Genomic DNA, 15,565 nt, shown 5'->3' with positions numbered 1-15,565 from the left:
CACGAAGCTTTACGCCGAAGGATGAGCGCCATGATCGAACGCATAAGAAGAGCTTTCAGAAGCCTGGTCGACATAATGTCGGGCCGGCTGGTCAATAAGCTTATTTTGTTTTTTTCCACGATAATTATCCTCGTTGTCGGATCTTTGACCATAATTTCCTATCAGATCATTCAACGGGAATCCGTCGACCACAATATGTCCAGTACGGCAAACAATTTAAAGCTGGTCAATCAGAACCTGGAGGATTATTTGGACGGGATCGAGCAGTTGTCGTTGCCGCAGATACGTTATGACGATCTGGTCCGGGCCATTATCAATGAAGATGAGGATTACGCCTCCAAAATGTATTTGGAGGATTACCTGCGGAACCTTTTTTATTCACGCAATGATTTAAACAGTATCTACATCTACCTGATTGGCCAGGGAAAATACTATTCAATTACCCAGGAGGCTTACGATACCAAGCTGAAGGTTAGCTATGAGGCTCAAATCCCTTATCAGGACTGGTACAAGCATGCCATGGAAAGTCCGAACAACCGGTCCTACCAATCCTTTGCCGACCCGAATGAGAACCCGGGGTATTCCGCGATTACCGACCCCGGGTTTATGGCTTATCACCGCGTGATCCGGTCTATCGCTTCCAGGGAGCCCAGGGCGGTTATTTCTTTTTATTTGAAGCCAACCATGAAGAATGAAATTATGAAGGATATCCCGTTTGAGAACGGGGAGCATCTCTTGTTCCTGGATCCCGACAACGTCCCGTTTCACTCGGACGACCTGGAATTCTATAACCGCATGAAGCAGGCGGACTTGCTGCCTCGATTGGAGCAGCAGAAGGAGCGGGAGCCGATCACCTGGACTACGGGGGATAAGAAGTACCTGATCGTGTACAACGTCGGTGAACAGGACGGGTGGAAGCTGATCAAACCGATCCCTTACAGCAACATCTACGAGGCGGCGCGAAAAACGCGGGACCTGAATTACCTCATAGGCTTATTGTTTCTTTTAATATCCGTAATTCTTGTGACGTTGATCTCTAACGCGATAACTCAGCCCCTTAAGAAGCTGTCCCGCCAAATGAGGCGTTTCAGCGAAGGGAGCTTTGATGTGACGGCGCCGGTGAAGGGACGTGACGAGTTGGCTTATCTGTCCCGGCATTTCAACCGGATGGTCACCCGCACCAACGACTTGATCAATGAACGGTACAAGATGAAGCTGGTGGAGAAGAACGCGATCCTGAAAGCGCTGGAAGCCGAGATAAATCCGCATTTCTTGTATAATGCGCTTCAGGCCATTTCCACCAAAGCCTTAAAGAGCGGGGATGATGACGTTGCGGAAATGGTGGACGCGCTGGCCTTCACGCTCCGATATTGCATAAGCGGGAAAGACATCGTATACGCTAAGGAAGAGCTGCGGCATATAGACCGTTATCTGGCTCTGCAAAAGGCGAGATTCGGCAGCCGGCTCGAGGTTGAAGTCGAGTGGGACGAGTCGTTGATGGAGTTGCAAATTCCAAAACTGTCAATCCAATCGTTAGTTGAAAATTCGATCAAGCACGCAGTTGAAAAGGTGTCGATAGGAATCACGATCAAAATTAGCGCCGGGCTGGAAGAGAGTCATGCGGTAATCCTAGTGGAGGATAACGGCCCCGGTATTTCTCCGGCTCGTATGGAACAAGTATTGCAGTCCTTCCGCACGGAATGGGAGGAGCAAGAAGGAGAGAATATCGGACTGAAGAATCTGAACACCCGGCTGAAGCTGCTGTATGGGGAAGAGGCCGGTTTAGAGATAGAGAGCGGAGAAAACGGAACGAAAATGAGGATGCTGATTCCGCGGGGAGGCCAGAGTCATGTATAAAGTGCTCATCATTGATGACGAGGAGCCGCTGCGCGAGGCGATTTCAATTCTTGGCGATTGGGAAGGGCTGCAGGTTGACGAGGTATTGGAAGCGACGGATGGAGTGTCCGGGCTGGAAATGCTGAAGGCGCACAAGCTGGATCTGGTCATCGTCGATATGAAAATGCCGGAGATGAACGGGGTGGAATTCCTGCGGATCGTGGAGTCGGAATACCCGGAGCTGCTGACGATCGTCATCAGCGGGTACAACGATTTTGAATTTACCAGGCAGGCCATTCACTCCAAGGTGGTCGATTATTTGCTGAAGCCGATTAACCGGCAGGATTTGAATCAGGCGCTGCGCAAAGCGATCGGGCTTTTGGAGGCGAAGCGGCAGGTTCGAAGTGAATCCATTACCCGCAATATCGCCTACAATATGTCGCTGCCGAAGCTGAAGGAAAAAATTTATTTATCGATTATAGAACGCAGTTTGAAAAAACAGAGCAACAAAGCCTTTCTGGCGCTGATCGGGGCGGAGGACGAAAACCTCCGTTACGGAGCGTTTGTGCTGCGCATTCTTAATATGGAGTCGATCCGCGACAGCCGCTTTAACTCCGATACCGAGCTGCTGTATTTTGCCGTCGCCAATGTCATTAACGAGATGTCGGACGATCGTCTGCAGTGCTTCAGCTTCGCGAATCCCAAGCAGGAGCGGGAAGTCATAGCCGTCTATACTTCACGTGGCGGATATCCTCAAGAGCTTCTGTTTCAATCGGAACAATTATTAAAAAAAGTGGTGTCGACCTTAAGCTCGCTATTCGGCATTATCTCGGCTGGCGGGGTGGGGACGCCCTGTTCCGACGCCCTGGAGCTTGCCGATTCTTATGAAGCGGCCAGTTCCTCGGTGCAGGCGGTCGATCTGTTGAAGCTGACAGGTAAGGCGGTTATCGGTCCTCAGGACAAGCTGCCGAACCGGGATGTTCATTCCTTGACGGGGCGGGTATCGATACTGCGCAGTACACTGGAAGCCGGGAACCTGAATCAGGCAAAAACCATACTCGGAGAATTTATTAAGAAAGTAAGGACTTCCGGGCTGTTCAGCTTGGGGGATGCCGATCGCATGATCCGCGAGATGGTGGTGCTTTTTAACGATATCGCGCTGGAACTGGGCGTGCCTGCCGACAAAATGCCTTCTTCCGGAGGAGAGCGGGCACTTCGGTCCTTCCGTTTGCAAACCGATTTCGCTACTTTCGATGAATTCGAGAGCCTGCTCATGCGAATACTGGAATACTACAGCGAGCAAATCCGCAAGTCGATAGCCGGGGATCGCTCGTTCAACGTGGATGATATCAAGGAGTATATTGATAACCACTATTTTGAGGATATTAAGATTTCCATGTTTACGGAGAAGTACTTTCTCAGCCGGGAGTATCTGATGAAGCTGTTTAAGCAGCAGTTCGGTTACGGAATTCATGAATATGTGCAAAAGGTTCGGATGGACAAGGCCCAGCAATTGCTTGACGATTCATCCCTGAAAATTCAGGACATTTCAGAGATGCTCGGGTACAAGGATAAGAACTATTTCAGCAAAGCCTTCCGGAATTATTATTCCGTTTCGCCGTCCGAATACCGAAATCAACGTGCCGGAGAGGGCAAAAAGTGAACTGGATGACAACTTCACTTTTTTACCCTTAAATCATCACTTATCTACATTTTTATCCTGCTGCCTTTTCATTAGAATAAGGACCATAGCAGGCAAGGCCTCTAGACAACATACACAAGAAAGCGGGGTTTGAATTTATGAAAAAGAAGATTTGGGCCGGCCTTTTCAGCTTGACTCTGATCATGGGACTGTTGTCCGCTTGCGGCGGCAATAACGGTGCCAATGAAGGGGCAAACGGAGCAAATACCGGAAACAACGGTGCCGCTAACGACAACAAGAAAGTTACGATCAACATGTTCACCGCTTCTCCGGAATATACGAATGCGTTTAATGCTTACATCGAAGAATACAAAAAGGTAAAACCGAACGTTACGATTAATCTGGAAATCATGCAAGCCGACTACAACACGGTGCTGAAGTCGAGAATCGCAGCAGGCAGTACGCCTGACGTATTCCAGACGACGGCAGGCGGGGACATCGACACCTATGCCGAGTACAGCGCAGATCTTACCGATGAGCCGCTGGCGGCAGCCATGACCGACGCCGTTCGCGCCAACATGAGCTCCACGGACGGCAAGGTGCTCGGACTTCCGGTTAAGGGCAATCTGTTCTCGCTGGTTTACAACAAGAAGCTCTTTGACGAAGCGGGAATTACGGAGTTCCCAAAAACAACAGCTGAAATGGACGACGCCATCTCCAAGCTGGAAGCCAAAGGAATTACGCCTTTCGCCAATGCTTATAAAGAATGGTGGGTATGGAAACACATTTTCCAACATTTTGTTGATGCCGCCGCTCAAGACGCAGGCGTGACTCCAAAAGAGCTCGTTGACAAGTTCATTGCCGGTGACGCAAAAATCAAAGATTATCCGGTTCTCTACAACAACTTCTTCGCTTATGTAGACACTACGATTAAACATGGTACGGATAAGCCGCTCGAACGCGACAGCAACGCGCAAGTCAGCGACTTTGCTTCGGGTAAAGCCGCGATTCTGAACGGTAAAGGCGCATGGGATGAAGAAGCGATCAAGAAAATTACGCCGGACATCCAAATCGGCATCGCAGGTTACCCTGTCAGCGACAAGGCCGAGCAATCCATGATTATTACCGGTGCCGACCAAGCGCTGCGGATTAACAAAGATTCCAAGGTCGCTAAAGAAACGATCGAATTCTTTAACTGGCTGTACACTTCGGAATACGGGAAAAACTGGTTCTCCGGCGTAGCCAAAGTAATTCCTCCAATCAAGGATGCTCCGCTTCCGGATTTGGATATGCCGAAACAAATGGACGAAATTTTGAAGACTCAAGCGTCGGGCGATCTGGCCATCAACTACTCGCTGGATACGTTCCATCAAAAATTCGGTGAAATTATGCAAGCATACATCGGCGGCAGCAAAAACAAAGACCAAGCCGTAACTGAAATCGAGCAAGCTTGGGTGCAATTGGGCTCTGCTCAATAACACAAAGGCCGCTTAAACTAAAACGCAGCACCGGGCGGTGCTGCGTTTTGTTTATTTTTGGATACGGTAGTAATAAAATTAGCTTCATAGGATTACGTCACCTTTACGGAGGATTACAAAGAAGGCAGGTGTGAACGACAATGTCCCAAATTTATAATTTTTCGGAAAACGGACTTTATCTGGTTCTCGAAGTGACCGGGGAGAAAGATGTGCGGCTGCTTCATTTCGGGGCAACTCCCTATGATGCGCAGACGGTGACTGAAGCGCAAAAGCCGGGCTTCCGGCTGATGGAACTGCAGCTTACCGGAGAAGACCGAGCGGAGTATCACGGAAGAACGCATCGGGCGACCTATCCGGGCTTGCGCATGCAATATGACGGTCATGAGGATACCCGGAATTCAATCGGGCGCAAGCTGGAAATCAGCTTGAAGGACCCGGTGACTTCGCTGCGGGCGGTTCAGCATTTTCAATTTTATGATGGAATTCCGGTTGCGCGGGTCTGGGCGGTCTTGAGCAATGACGGAACGGAAGCCTTGGGCGTGGAGTACGTTTCCAGCTTTGCATTGACTGGGATCGATAAAGAGGGCCAAGCTTCCCGGGATGACAAAATGAAGCTGTTCCTTCCGCACACCGGGTGGCAGAGCGAACTTCAATGGAGATCCTACCGTCTTCCGGAGCTCGGTTTGTCGCATTTGACGGACCGTACTTCTAAGCGGGTGTCCTGCAGCAATACCGGCTCCTGGTCGGCCGCCGAGCACATCCCGATGGCGGTGCTGGAAAACGAGGAAGCGGGATCGAGTCTCTTTTGGCAAATTGAGCATAACGGCTCCTGGCACTGGGAAATCATCGATCAGTATAATCATCTTAATTTGCTCATCAGCGGCCCGACTGAGCATGATAATCACTGGTGGGTTCAGCTTGAGCCTGGAGAAGAATTTGTAAGTGTACCGGTTGCTGTGGGGACGGTAAGCGGAGGCTTTGAGCAAGCGATCGGGGCGTTGACCCGGTATCGGCGGGTGATTCGCCGACCCAATGAAGATAACCGTAAGCTGCGCGTCATCTTCAACGACTATATGAACTGCCTGTGGGGCAGCCCGACAACGGCCAAGCTGCTGCCGCTTATTGATGCTGCCGCTGAGGTAGGGAGTGAGTATTTCTGTATCGATGCCGGCTGGTATGCGCCGGGTGAATGGTGGGATGGCGTAGGAGAATGGCTGCCGTCCGAGGAACGATTCCCTGAGGGAATCAAATACGTGCTGGATTACATCCGCACCAAAGGAATGATCCCGGGGTTATGGCTGGAGCTGGAGGTCATGGGCATCAACAGTCCGAAGCTGAAGGAAACGGATGACAGCTGGTTTTTCATGCGGCATGGCAAACGGGTTAAGGACCGGAGCCGCTATCAACTGGATTACCGCAATCCGCAGGTGACCGCGCACGCGACGGAAGTGATCCGCCGCCTGGTCGAGGATTACGGGGTCGGCTATATCAAGATGGACTATAACATTAATGCGGGAATCGGGACCGAGCGCGAAGCGGACAGCTTCGGAGACGGGCTTCTGCAGCATAACCGGGCCTATCTGGAATGGCTGGACGGAATCTTCGCCCGCTACCCGGATCTGGTCATCGAGAACTGCTCCAGCGGTGGTATGCGAATGGACTATGCCATGCTTAGCCGGCACAGCATCCAGTCCACCTCGGATCAGGAGGACTACGTGAACTATGCGGCCATTGCAGCGGCATCACCGTCCGCGCTGACTCCGGAGCAATCGGCGATCTGGTCGTATCCGCTGCGGGAGGGCGATGACGAAGAGGTCGTGTTCAACATGGTGAACGCCCTGCTGCTTCGTGTCCATCAGAGCGGACATCTTGCCGAACTGAGCCCGCGGCGCCGGGAGCTGGTCAAGGAAGCGCTCGATTACTACAAAACGATCCGCGGCGATATTCCGGAGGCGCTGCCGTTCTGGCCGCTCGGCTTGCCGACGCAGCAGGACGATTGGGTCAGTCTCGGACTCCGCAAGGATGACCGCGTGTATCTGGCCGTCTGGCGGGTACGGTCCGAAGAGTCGGGCAGTCGGGCGGAGAAGGTCATCCCGCTGAATTGGCTGAAGGGTAAGCAGCTGGATGTACATTGTGCTTATCCTCAGGGCTTTGCGGGTGAGTTTCATTGGAACCCGGCGGACGGGGAGTTGAAAGTCAGCTTGCCGGCCGTGAAGACGGCGAGATTGTTTGAAATCCGCATAAAAGAATAAGCGGAATGAAGAAAGGACCGTATTCACAACCTATGGGGGAATACGGTCTTTCGTTTGGGTTGACATGAAACCAATTGGTTTCATATAATGAAATCACGAAATGAAACCAAATGGTTTCTAATTTTAGATTTCTGGTTTGTGTGTTCTGGTTTTGATATCAATCTGAAGGGAGAATTTATATTTATGGAACATAACGCAAACAGCACATTGCCGGACATCCGGCATACGATTTTATTGCATGCAACGGCAGAGAAGGTCTGGGAAGCAGTAGCAACTGCGGAGGGGTTGTCCTCCTGGTTTATGCCGAATGATCTTAAGCCGGTGGTCGGGCATGAGTTTCATTTGCAGGCAGGTCCTTTCGGGGAGTCCCCGTGTAAAGTAACGCTAGTAGATCCTCCGAACAAGTTGTCCTTTAATTGGGGCAAAGACTGGACGCTTACTTTTGAACTGGTGGAAATAGAGGGGCAAATTGAGTTTACGGTGATTCATGGCGGCTGGACGGCGGATCAGGTTACGGAGTTCGGCGAGCCTCATACAATCGTGCGCGACCGTATGGACCAAGGCTGGGGCGGGTTGGTCAACAAGCTGTCCGCCTACGTCGGGGGTTGACGATGCCGGCCGCCGCGCCGAAGCAGGATGTGTTCCAGGCGGTCGCGGATCCGACCCGGCGCAAATTGTTGAGCCTGCTCGGCGACCGCGAGCTGCCGCTAAAGGACCTCACCGGCCATTTTCCGATGAGCCGGACTGCCGTCTCCAAGCATCTGCGCGTTCTTACGGATGCCGGATTGGTAAGGGAACGGAAGGTTGGCCGGGAGACCCGTTATCGGCTTGACGCCGATCCGCTGCAAGAGCTGAAGCGCTGGCTGTCCTACTTCGATCGCTTCTGGGAGAACAAGCTCTCTATGCTGAAGCATTATGTCGAAGCGGACTCGGACAGCGGCATGGCAACGGAAGCGGCCGCTCCTCTCCGTCTGGCCGAGGCAGGGCCTTCGCCCTCGTCTTTGCAGGCTCCGGCTAATAAGGCAACATTGCCGCAATCGGACAACGAGGAGAGATCCGGGGAGTGAATAGCTCCGCGACTGAATCTTGGCCTGCCAACGAATTAAATTAACGGGAAAATCTACAGCTAATTGGTCCGTAAATGCTTCATTTGCCGAATTAGCTGCAGAACCTACAGTTATTCCGAGCGTATTTAGCCCAAAGTAATAAAAACACAAAAAATAACTGGAGGTTTTCCAGTTATTTTTTTCTTATCTAGAGATCGGGTGAAATTAACTGCAGAAATTCCCGTTATTTTTCTTAAAGCCGACTTATGCGCCGCCTATGTACATAATCCTTCTAGTGTTCTGCTAGTTACCCTTCTGCAACAGTTTCTGAAGAAACATATCCACGGCTAAAGTGGGGGAAGCCTGCTTATTTCGGATCAGGGAGAAATTGCGCTGCAAAGGAGCGCCGTTGGTTTCGATTTCGAGCAACTCACCTACGGCGAGCTCTTTACGGACGACCCAGCGGGAGAGCAGGGCGATGCCGAGACCGGCGGCGACCGCTTCCTTTACGCCTTGGCTGCTATTGAAGACATAGGAATGTCTCATGCTCAGGTCGCGCTCCTGCAAGAAACGGTCGCTGAATGCCCGGGTGCCGGAGCCGCTTTCCCGCAAAACCCAGACTCTGTCCTGCAGATCGGACCATTCCGCCCGGCGAAGCGAGGACAGCGGATGCTCGGGAGCGGCCACCACGATCATTTCATCCTTCATGTAAGGCGTAACCTGCAGATCGGATTGATCGGGAACTTCGCCTTCCACCAGACCGAGATCGAGTTGGCTGAGCCGGACGTCCCGGGTGACCTCCTCCGTATTGCCGATCATGACTTGCAATTCCACTTCCGGATAGGCTGCGGCAAACTCCGCCAGCGGACGCGGCAAAATATATTCTCCGATCGTAAAGCTGGCGCCGATATGAATGGAGCCGGTCACAATCTCATGCAGCAGCCGGATTTCCTGTTTCGCATCCTCATACAATGCCAGAATCTGCTTCGCCTGGCGGTACAAGATCTCGCCCTCCTCCGTCAGCTTCACATGCTTAGGGGAGCGGTTCAACAGCTGGGCTCCGAATTCATTTTCAAGATTGCGGATATGCATGCTGACCCCCGGCTGGGACAAGTTTAGCAGTTCGGCCGCCCGGGAGAAATGGCACTGCTCGGCCACCGTTACAAATACGCGAAGTGTTTCCACGATCAAGTCCTTCACTTCCTCTCTCACTCCATTTTATCTCTACCCCATGATCGCAACAATCCAATCATTAGTATTTCTGATGATAGGGATAGCTGATTCGTATTTCACTTTCCTGGCCTGCGGAGATAACATGAACGTACAGACCGCGCGGATCCTTTCTAACTCAACAGGCTTGGAGTGAACAACATGGCACAAACGGTACAGACATCAATGAAAGCACGACCGTATAAACGGAGTCAAAAATCAGGTTTTGTGCAGGGACTTGGCTTGACCTTGCTGCTTGCGGCGGCAGCTAAATGCTTGTCGCTAATTCCGTTTTTAAATATTATGGGCCAGCTTGTAATTGCGATTATCCTGGGCATGGTTTGGCGGGCCGTGTTTGGCGTTCCGGTCAAGGCTGCGGGAGGCGTTTCATTTTCGAGCAAAAAATGTCTCCGCTTCGGAATCATTCTTCTCGGCATGCGGCTGAACTTAGGAGATATCGTCCGGGCCGGACCCGGTGTGTTCGTCATTGCATTACTTCATATAACTGTAACGCTGCTCGTCGTATACGGGCTTGCAAAATGGCTCAAAGTTGACCGCAAGTTAGGTGTGCTGACGGCCTGCGGCACCGCAATCTGTGGGGCGGCCGCCGTTGTGGCCATCGCCCCGCAAGTGGATGCGGGAGACGAAGAGACGGCAATCAGTGCCGCGATCGTAGCCATCCTTGGAACGATGTTTACGCTGGCCTATATTTTGCTCTATCCGATCCTGGGGCTTACCCCGGAAGGATACGGGGTTTTCTCGGGCGGGACGCTCCATGAAATTGCGCACGTTATCGCAGCGGCCGCACCCGGCGGGGAATCGGCTGTCGACCTGGCGGTCGTGGTGAAGCTCACCCGTGTAGCGATGCTGGTTCCAGTGGCTCTTTTAGTGGGAGCCTGGATGCAGCGCAAAACCCCTCGGCGTTCGCGCCAAGAGGACCAAGGGGAAACCGCGCGAAGTGGAATTGTCGGCACCATCCCCTGGTTTATATTCGGCTTTCTTCTGATGAGCGGCATAAATACTTGGGGAATCGTTCCTCCGCAGGCGGCAAGCATGATCGTAACTGCGGCCTATCTCCTGATCGCCATGGCAATGGCCGGTTTGGGGCTGGGCGTCGATTTCTCGGCATTTCGCAAATTAGGCATCCGGCCTTTCTGGGCCGCTCTGCTCGGTTCGCTGGTGCTGTCCGGGCTCGGGCTCGTGACTGTCCATCTCTTCGGATTCGCGTAAACATACCGTTATTTTTGTTCAAGCCTCCCTCAGGTATATAATGGAGAAGTAGTCTGCTTCTGTTATGCCAGCCATCATATTTCGAGGAGGTTGTAACGATGAAGTACGCGAATTTAGGAAGAAGCGGTTTGAAAGTAAGCCGTCTATGTTTAGGAACGATGAATTTCGGACCGAGTACCGAGGAAAAGGAAGCGTTCAAAATCATGGACGCGGCCGTGGATGCAGGAGTGAATTTTTTTGACACCGCCAATGTGTATGGCGGAACGCCGCACCGGGGCTGGACCGAGGAAATTATCGGACGCTGGTTTGCCCAAGGCGGCGGAAGAAGAGAAAAGGTAGTGCTTGCGACAAAGGTTTATGGGGGAATGGGTGACCCGAATGAGGACCCGAACGGCGGCGCAGGGCTGTCCGCCTATAAGATCCGCCGGCATCTCGAAGACTCATTGCGCCGGCTTCAAACTGACCATATTGAACTGTATCAGATGCATCACGTAGACCGGAGCGTATCCTGGAGCGAGCTTTGGAACGCTTTTGATATACCGTTAAAGCAAGGCAAGATCGGTTATGTCGGCTCCAGCAACTTTGCCGGCCGCGATCTGGTCAAAGCGCAATACGAAGCGAAAGATCACCGTCTGCTGGGGCTTGTCTCCGAGCAGCACAAATACAGCCTGCTCTGCCGCCTGCCGGAGCTGGAGGTTCTCCCGGCCGCCGAGGAGCTTGGCATCGGCGTCATTCCATGGAGCCCGCTCGACGGAGGCTTGCTCGGCGGCAACTGGAATCCGCAGCCGGGCTCGCGGACGGCAAAGCAGGGCGAGCGCCAGGAGAAGCTGCGCCCGCAATTGGAGCGTTTCACTGCTCTCTGCAAGGAACTCGGCGAGTCGGAGGCGAACGTGGCTCTGGCCTGGACGCTGGCCCATCCGGCGGTAACCGCGCCGATCATCGGGCCGCGTACGCTCCAGCAGTTTGAGGATACGCTGCGCGTCGTTGAACTGGAGCTGAGCGAGGATACTTTGAAGGCGCTGGATGAGATTTTCCCGGGACCGGGCGGAGAGGCGCCAAAGGCATACGCCTGGTAATCTCAATTTAGATAAGCAGTTAAGGGCTACCCACCGTAATATGGGAGCCGTAACAGCCGACATAAATTTATGCTGCAACAATAGAACAAATCCCGATAGGCTCCGCCGGAAAGGCGAATGCTTATCGGGATTTGTTCGTTTTATCACGTATATTCGAGGAGGTAACAGTTAGCCTGTTATCCGTTCATAACGCTGCCGCCGTTGGCGCCGAGCACCTGGCCGGTATAGATGTTCGCATCGTCCGAGGCGAGGAACAGCACCGATTTGGCGATCTCCTGCGGGAATGCGAGCCGTCCGAGCAAATAGCGGGCATCGTTCTTGTCGCTTTCCTCCAGAGAGGAACGAACATCGGTGAACGTGCCGCCCGGAGCGACAGCATTCACGAGCACATAAGGGGCAAGCTCCCGAGCGAGCGACTTAGTGAAGGCGGTCACTCCGCCCTTGGCCGCAGCATAGTGCGACAGATCGGCTGCGCCTTGGCTGGCAAGGTCCGAGGTGACGTTGATGATCTTGCCGGACTTCTGTTCCAGCATCCGGCGGGCCGCTTCGCGCGAAGTATAAAAGGCGCCGTAAAGATGAATTTTGATCATCCGGTCCCATTGTTCGTTCGTCATCTCCGTCAGGCTGGAGGTTTGGGCGATTCCCGCATTGTTGACGAGGATATCGATCCGGCCGAACGCGCTGTCCAGCGCGGCGAACATGGATTGCACCTGAACAGGATCACTGACATCGGCGTTGTAGATTTCGGCCCGTATGCCGTGGGCTTCCGCTTGCCGCTGAACGTCGGCGGCTTCCTTATCATCACCGTAATAGTTGATGAACAGGTGGTGCCCAGCTTTGGCGAGCTCAAGTGCGATCGCTTTGCCGATTCCCCGGCTGGCGCCGGTAATCAAGGCGACCTTAGGTTTTGCTTCATTGCTGATCATAGTAATCGGTCTCCTTTGACTCTAAATAGAAAATGAAACTGGTTAATATTTCATAAGGACCAATATATCATTGATTTTCATGGGGAGGGAGTTATTTTTTTATAAATAATTGTTAAAATCGAAGGTCTTGTGGAATTAATCACGAATCGCTTGACGACGATAGGGGATAGATGGAGAATACTAAAGGGCTGAACAACATGAAATGTTTACCTAAGAAGGGAGAGCCACATGAATAAATTTTTCAAATTAAAACAGCATGGCACCAATGTGAAAACCGAACTGCTGGCAGGGCTGACCACCTTTCTGGCCATGGCGTATATTCTGGTCGTCAATCCCGCCGTTCTGCATGCCGCCGGGATCCCGTTCGACCAGGTGTTCATGGCGACGGTCATCGCTGCCGTCGTCGGCACGCTGTTCATGGCGCTGTTCGCAAATCATCCGATCGCCATTGCTCCGGGGATGGGGCTCAACGCTTATTTCACCAGCGTGGTCGCATCTACCGGCTTGACTTACCAAATCGTGCTCGGCACCGTATTTATTGCCGGGGTCCTGTTCCTGCTCTTAAGCCTCACCCGGCTCAGAGAGGCGCTGATCCGCGCGATTCCCGACTCGCTGAAGTTCGGCATCACTGCCGGCATCGGGCTATTCATCGCCTTTCTCGGCCTGAAAATGTCCGGCATCGTCGTCGCCAGCCCGGACAACCTCGTCACCTTTGGCGATCTGCACCGTTCGGTAACGCTGCTGACGATTTTCGGCGTCTTCGTTACGCTCGTGCTCATGGCACGCCGGATACCGGGCGCCCTGTTTATCGGTATGGCGCTGACCGCGTTGATCGGCTATTTTACGGGTCAGCTCCATTTTGACAGCGGCCTCGTTTCGGCGCCTCCGACGCCGGTCTTCTTCGACATGGACATTGCCGGTGTCTTCACTCAAGGCTTATACTCCACCGTATTCGCCTTCTTGCTCGTGACGCTGTTCGATACGACCGGCACTTTGATCGGCGTGGCGGAACAAACCGGCACCATGCAGAACGGGGAGTTCCCGCGTGCCAAATCGGCGTTGCTGGCGGATGCAACGGCAACGACGGTCGGCTCCATGTTCGGCACGAGCCCGACGACCGCGTTCATCGAATCGACTACCGGCGTCGCTGCCGGCGGGCGGACGGGCCTGACCTCGCTGGTCGTGGCGGTTCTGTTCCTGCTGTCGATGTTTGTGTCGCCGCTGATGGGGGCGATTTCCTCCCTCCCGGCCATCACCGCTCCGGCACTCATCATCGTCGGCTGCTTTATGATGGAAGGATTGGCCCGTATTCAATGGAAATCGTTTGACGAGGCTTTTCCGGCCTTTGCCATTTTGCTGATGATGCCGCTGACGGCAAGCATCGCGACCGGTATCGCCGTCGGGTTTATCACCTATCCTGTGATGAAGCTGGTTAGCGGAAAAGGACGTGAAGTTCATCCCCTGCTTTATGTATTCGGGGTGATCTTTATTATTCAGCTGGCATTCTTCCCGGCGCATTAAAACGGATACAATGAATAAAATTTTGTCACCAGATTTAACCTCATTGTGATCCTTTTCCCTTTGGCGGGTCATATAATGAATATAGAAGCAACACGCTATGTTTCATTGTTTGGGAAATGGTTATTTATACTTAAAGTACGAATTCAATAAGTCAGGTTTTCAGGACCAAGAAGGTTGGATGAAGTTAGGGACTGAGTAGCGGAGCGTACATGGGGTACGTGAGCAACGGAAGGCCCGGCTGAATTCAAGATTCGACGTCGAGCCCTCTTCATGGTCTGCATCGTCATGGAAAGATGACTTTTTGAACAACCTCTAAAAGGCATAATCCCGGAGTTAAGCGAAAGTGCATTCGCGATCATGCCGAAGACCGGAAAGGCGGGAACTAAGCAATGAGAAAATTAATGACGGTTTTGCTCCCCATATTCCTTGTCGTCGTAATGTCTTCGCTAACTACGTCCAGCTCTGGAGCCGCCAAGTCGGATAAGTCGCCGGATGTTGTCCGGGAATTACAAAATTTAACTGTCTATATCGATCGGTTGGAACTTCGGCCGGACGGCGGTGTGCTCACGGTTGATACTATAGAATGGTACACCGGGAAGGAAGCCGAGGACGTGTTCGCCAAAATGGAACCGGATGCCGGCATCGACGGTCCGCCGGACGGCTATTATATCGTAAATGAGGACGACCGACTGGAGCGCTATCCGGTCGCTGCGAATGCCCAGGTCTTGATGCAAATCTATGATCATACAGGAAATCCCGAGGATATCGATATTTCGTGGAATGAACAAGTAAGCTTGGAGAAGCTGTTCAGCCTATTCCAGAACACCGGGGTTCTCGATGTAAGAGAGTTTCCGTATCATTTGACGATAGAAAACGGGCAGGTAACAAGCATCGTCCAGCAATACGTGCCTTAAGCAAGTATATATTGAGCAAATGCATAAGTATAGAGTCCCCTTTCTAGTAGACAAGAATATGAAGACATCTGTCAGGATGGTCTTCCTTGTTGATCGGAAGGGGATTTTTCATGAGAAATTATACGTGCTACCAAAGTCTGTAAAAACCCGAATTTATATAGGCGAGTCATTACCTGAGGCTGGAAGGTGTCACTATCGACAATACCGAGCGGAAGAGACTGGAGGAGCAGGTAGAATATCTAACCTACCTCGATGAACTGACCGGCTTGCCGAATCGGGCTATTGGGAGGCGGACGAGGCGATGTATGAAGCGAAGCGGGAAGGCCGAAACCGGTATTTTATTCATTCGGCATCCTCTAGTGCGAATTCATATAATTGATAGCGCTAGCAATCGAGTTATCTCTAGACCTGATTTTTCATAATCAAACAGCAACA

The 15,565-nt window shown here is 52.4% G+C and carries 12 protein-coding genes; 10 read left to right on the top strand and 2 right to left on the bottom strand.

The features are described from left to right. Positions 1-30 precede the first annotated feature (30 nt). The 6 genes from KB559_RS16600 to KB559_RS16575 all read left to right on the top strand — a co-directional run bounded on the left by KB559_RS16600 (position 31) and on the right by KB559_RS16575 (position 8,275). Entirely contained in the window at positions 31-1,857 is a 1,827-nt protein-coding gene (locus KB559_RS16600) for a sensor histidine kinase (protein WP_211023061.1), read from the top strand. Next, on the top strand, positions 1,850-3,499 hold the full coding sequence (locus tag KB559_RS16595; RefSeq protein ID WP_211023060.1) for a response regulator transcription factor: 1,650 nt from the start codon (positions 1,850-1,852) through the stop codon (positions 3,497-3,499). The genes KB559_RS16600 and KB559_RS16595 overlap by 8 nt, the downstream gene beginning before the upstream one ends. Before the next feature lie 137 nt (positions 3,500-3,636). After that, positions 3,637-4,956, top strand: a complete 1,320-nt coding sequence (locus KB559_RS16590) for an extracellular solute-binding protein (protein WP_211023059.1) — start codon at positions 3,637-3,639, stop codon at positions 4,954-4,956. Between the two features lie 140 nt (positions 4,957-5,096). After that, the gene (locus KB559_RS16585; protein ID WP_211023058.1) at positions 5,097-7,208 is read left to right on the top strand and encodes a glycoside hydrolase family 36 protein; all 2,112 of its coding nucleotides are present in this window, start codon (positions 5,097-5,099) and stop codon (positions 7,206-7,208) included. A 183-nt stretch (positions 7,209-7,391) separates the two neighbouring features. After that, on the top strand, positions 7,392-7,817 hold the full coding sequence (locus KB559_RS16580) for an SRPBCC family protein (RefSeq protein WP_211023057.1): 426 nt from the start codon (positions 7,392-7,394) through the stop codon (positions 7,815-7,817). Between the two features lie 2 nt (positions 7,818-7,819). Continuing rightward, a complete protein-coding gene (locus tag KB559_RS16575) occupies positions 7,820-8,275 on the top strand; it encodes an ArsR/SmtB family transcription factor (protein WP_211023056.1) in 456 nt (151 codons plus the stop codon). Between the two features lie 282 nt (positions 8,276-8,557). On the opposite strand, the gene KB559_RS16570 is transcribed toward KB559_RS16575, so the two are convergent. Continuing rightward, on the bottom strand, positions 8,558-9,445 hold the full coding sequence (locus KB559_RS16570) for a LysR family transcriptional regulator (protein ID WP_211023186.1): 888 nt from the start codon (positions 9,443-9,445) through the stop codon (positions 8,558-8,560). Positions 9,446-9,649: 204 nt separating this feature from the next. On the opposite strand from KB559_RS16570, the gene KB559_RS16565 reads away from it, so the two are divergent. Together KB559_RS16565 and KB559_RS16560 are read left to right on the top strand one after the other, a co-directional pair. Further along, positions 9,650-10,693: a YeiH family protein gene (locus KB559_RS16565; RefSeq protein WP_247681895.1), complete on the top strand. Its 1,044-nt coding sequence runs from the start codon at positions 9,650-9,652 to the stop codon at positions 10,691-10,693. A gap of 98 nt (positions 10,694-10,791) precedes the next feature. Beyond that, entirely contained in the window at positions 10,792-11,769 is a 978-nt protein-coding gene (locus KB559_RS16560; RefSeq protein WP_211023054.1) for an aldo/keto reductase, read from the top strand. A gap of 176 nt (positions 11,770-11,945) precedes the next feature. Here KB559_RS16560 and KB559_RS16555 read toward each other — a convergent pair whose 3' ends face one another. After that, the gene (locus KB559_RS16555) at positions 11,946-12,695 is read right to left on the bottom strand and encodes an SDR family NAD(P)-dependent oxidoreductase (RefSeq protein WP_211023053.1); all 750 of its coding nucleotides are present in this window, start codon (positions 12,693-12,695) and stop codon (positions 11,946-11,948) included. A gap of 228 nt (positions 12,696-12,923) precedes the next feature. Here KB559_RS16555 and KB559_RS16550 point away from each other — a divergent pair, with 228 nt between their 5' ends. Together KB559_RS16550 and KB559_RS16545 are read left to right on the top strand one after the other, a co-directional pair. After that, positions 12,924-14,216 (top strand): NCS2 family permease, encoded by a 1,293-nt coding sequence (locus tag KB559_RS16550; protein WP_211023052.1) that lies wholly within the window; start codon positions 12,924-12,926, stop codon positions 14,214-14,216. A 389-nt stretch (positions 14,217-14,605) separates the two neighbouring features. Next, positions 14,606-15,130, top strand: coding sequence for a hypothetical protein (locus KB559_RS16545; protein WP_211023051.1), 525 nt, complete (start codon positions 14,606-14,608; stop codon positions 15,128-15,130). Positions 15,131-15,565: the final 435 nt, after the last annotated feature.

It is taken from the genome of Paenibacillus sp. Marseille-P2973, from assembly GCF_018101095.1.
In the GTDB taxonomy this organism is placed as follows: Bacteria; Bacillota; Bacilli; order Paenibacillales; family Paenibacillaceae; genus Fontibacillus; species Fontibacillus vini.
Note: the sequence above shows the minus strand (reverse complement) of the source record. Positions and strands in the feature narration are given on the sequence as shown.

What these genes read in the sequence shown, in the direction of transcription:
- KB559_RS16600 (WP_211023061.1), top strand. Translation starts at nt 31, where the DNA reads ATGATCGAACGCATAAGAAGAGCTTTCAGAAGCCTGGTCGACATAATG.
- KB559_RS16595 (WP_211023060.1), top strand. Translation starts at nt 1,850, where the DNA reads ATGTATAAAGTGCTCATCATTGATGACGAGGAGCCGCTGCGCGAGGCG.
- KB559_RS16590 (WP_211023059.1), top strand. Translation starts at nt 3,637, where the DNA reads ATGAAAAAGAAGATTTGGGCCGGCCTTTTCAGCTTGACTCTGATCATG.
- KB559_RS16585 (WP_211023058.1), top strand. Translation starts at nt 5,097, where the DNA reads ATGTCCCAAATTTATAATTTTTCGGAAAACGGACTTTATCTGGTTCTC.
- KB559_RS16580 (WP_211023057.1), top strand. Translation starts at nt 7,392, where the DNA reads ATGGAACATAACGCAAACAGCACATTGCCGGACATCCGGCATACGATT.
- KB559_RS16575 (WP_211023056.1), top strand. Translation starts at nt 7,820, where the DNA reads ATGCCGGCCGCCGCGCCGAAGCAGGATGTGTTCCAGGCGGTCGCGGAT.
- KB559_RS16565 (WP_247681895.1), top strand. Translation starts at nt 9,650, where the DNA reads ATGAAAGCACGACCGTATAAACGGAGTCAAAAATCAGGTTTTGTGCAG.
- KB559_RS16560 (WP_211023054.1), top strand. Translation starts at nt 10,792, where the DNA reads ATGAAGTACGCGAATTTAGGAAGAAGCGGTTTGAAAGTAAGCCGTCTA.
- KB559_RS16555 (WP_211023053.1), bottom strand. Translation starts at nt 12,695, where the DNA reads ATGATCAGCAATGAAGCAAAACCTAAGGTCGCCTTGATTACCGGCGCC.
- KB559_RS16550 (WP_211023052.1), top strand. Translation starts at nt 12,924, where the DNA reads ATGAATAAATTTTTCAAATTAAAACAGCATGGCACCAATGTGAAAACC.
- KB559_RS16545 (WP_211023051.1), top strand. Translation starts at nt 14,606, where the DNA reads ATGAGAAAATTAATGACGGTTTTGCTCCCCATATTCCTTGTCGTCGTA.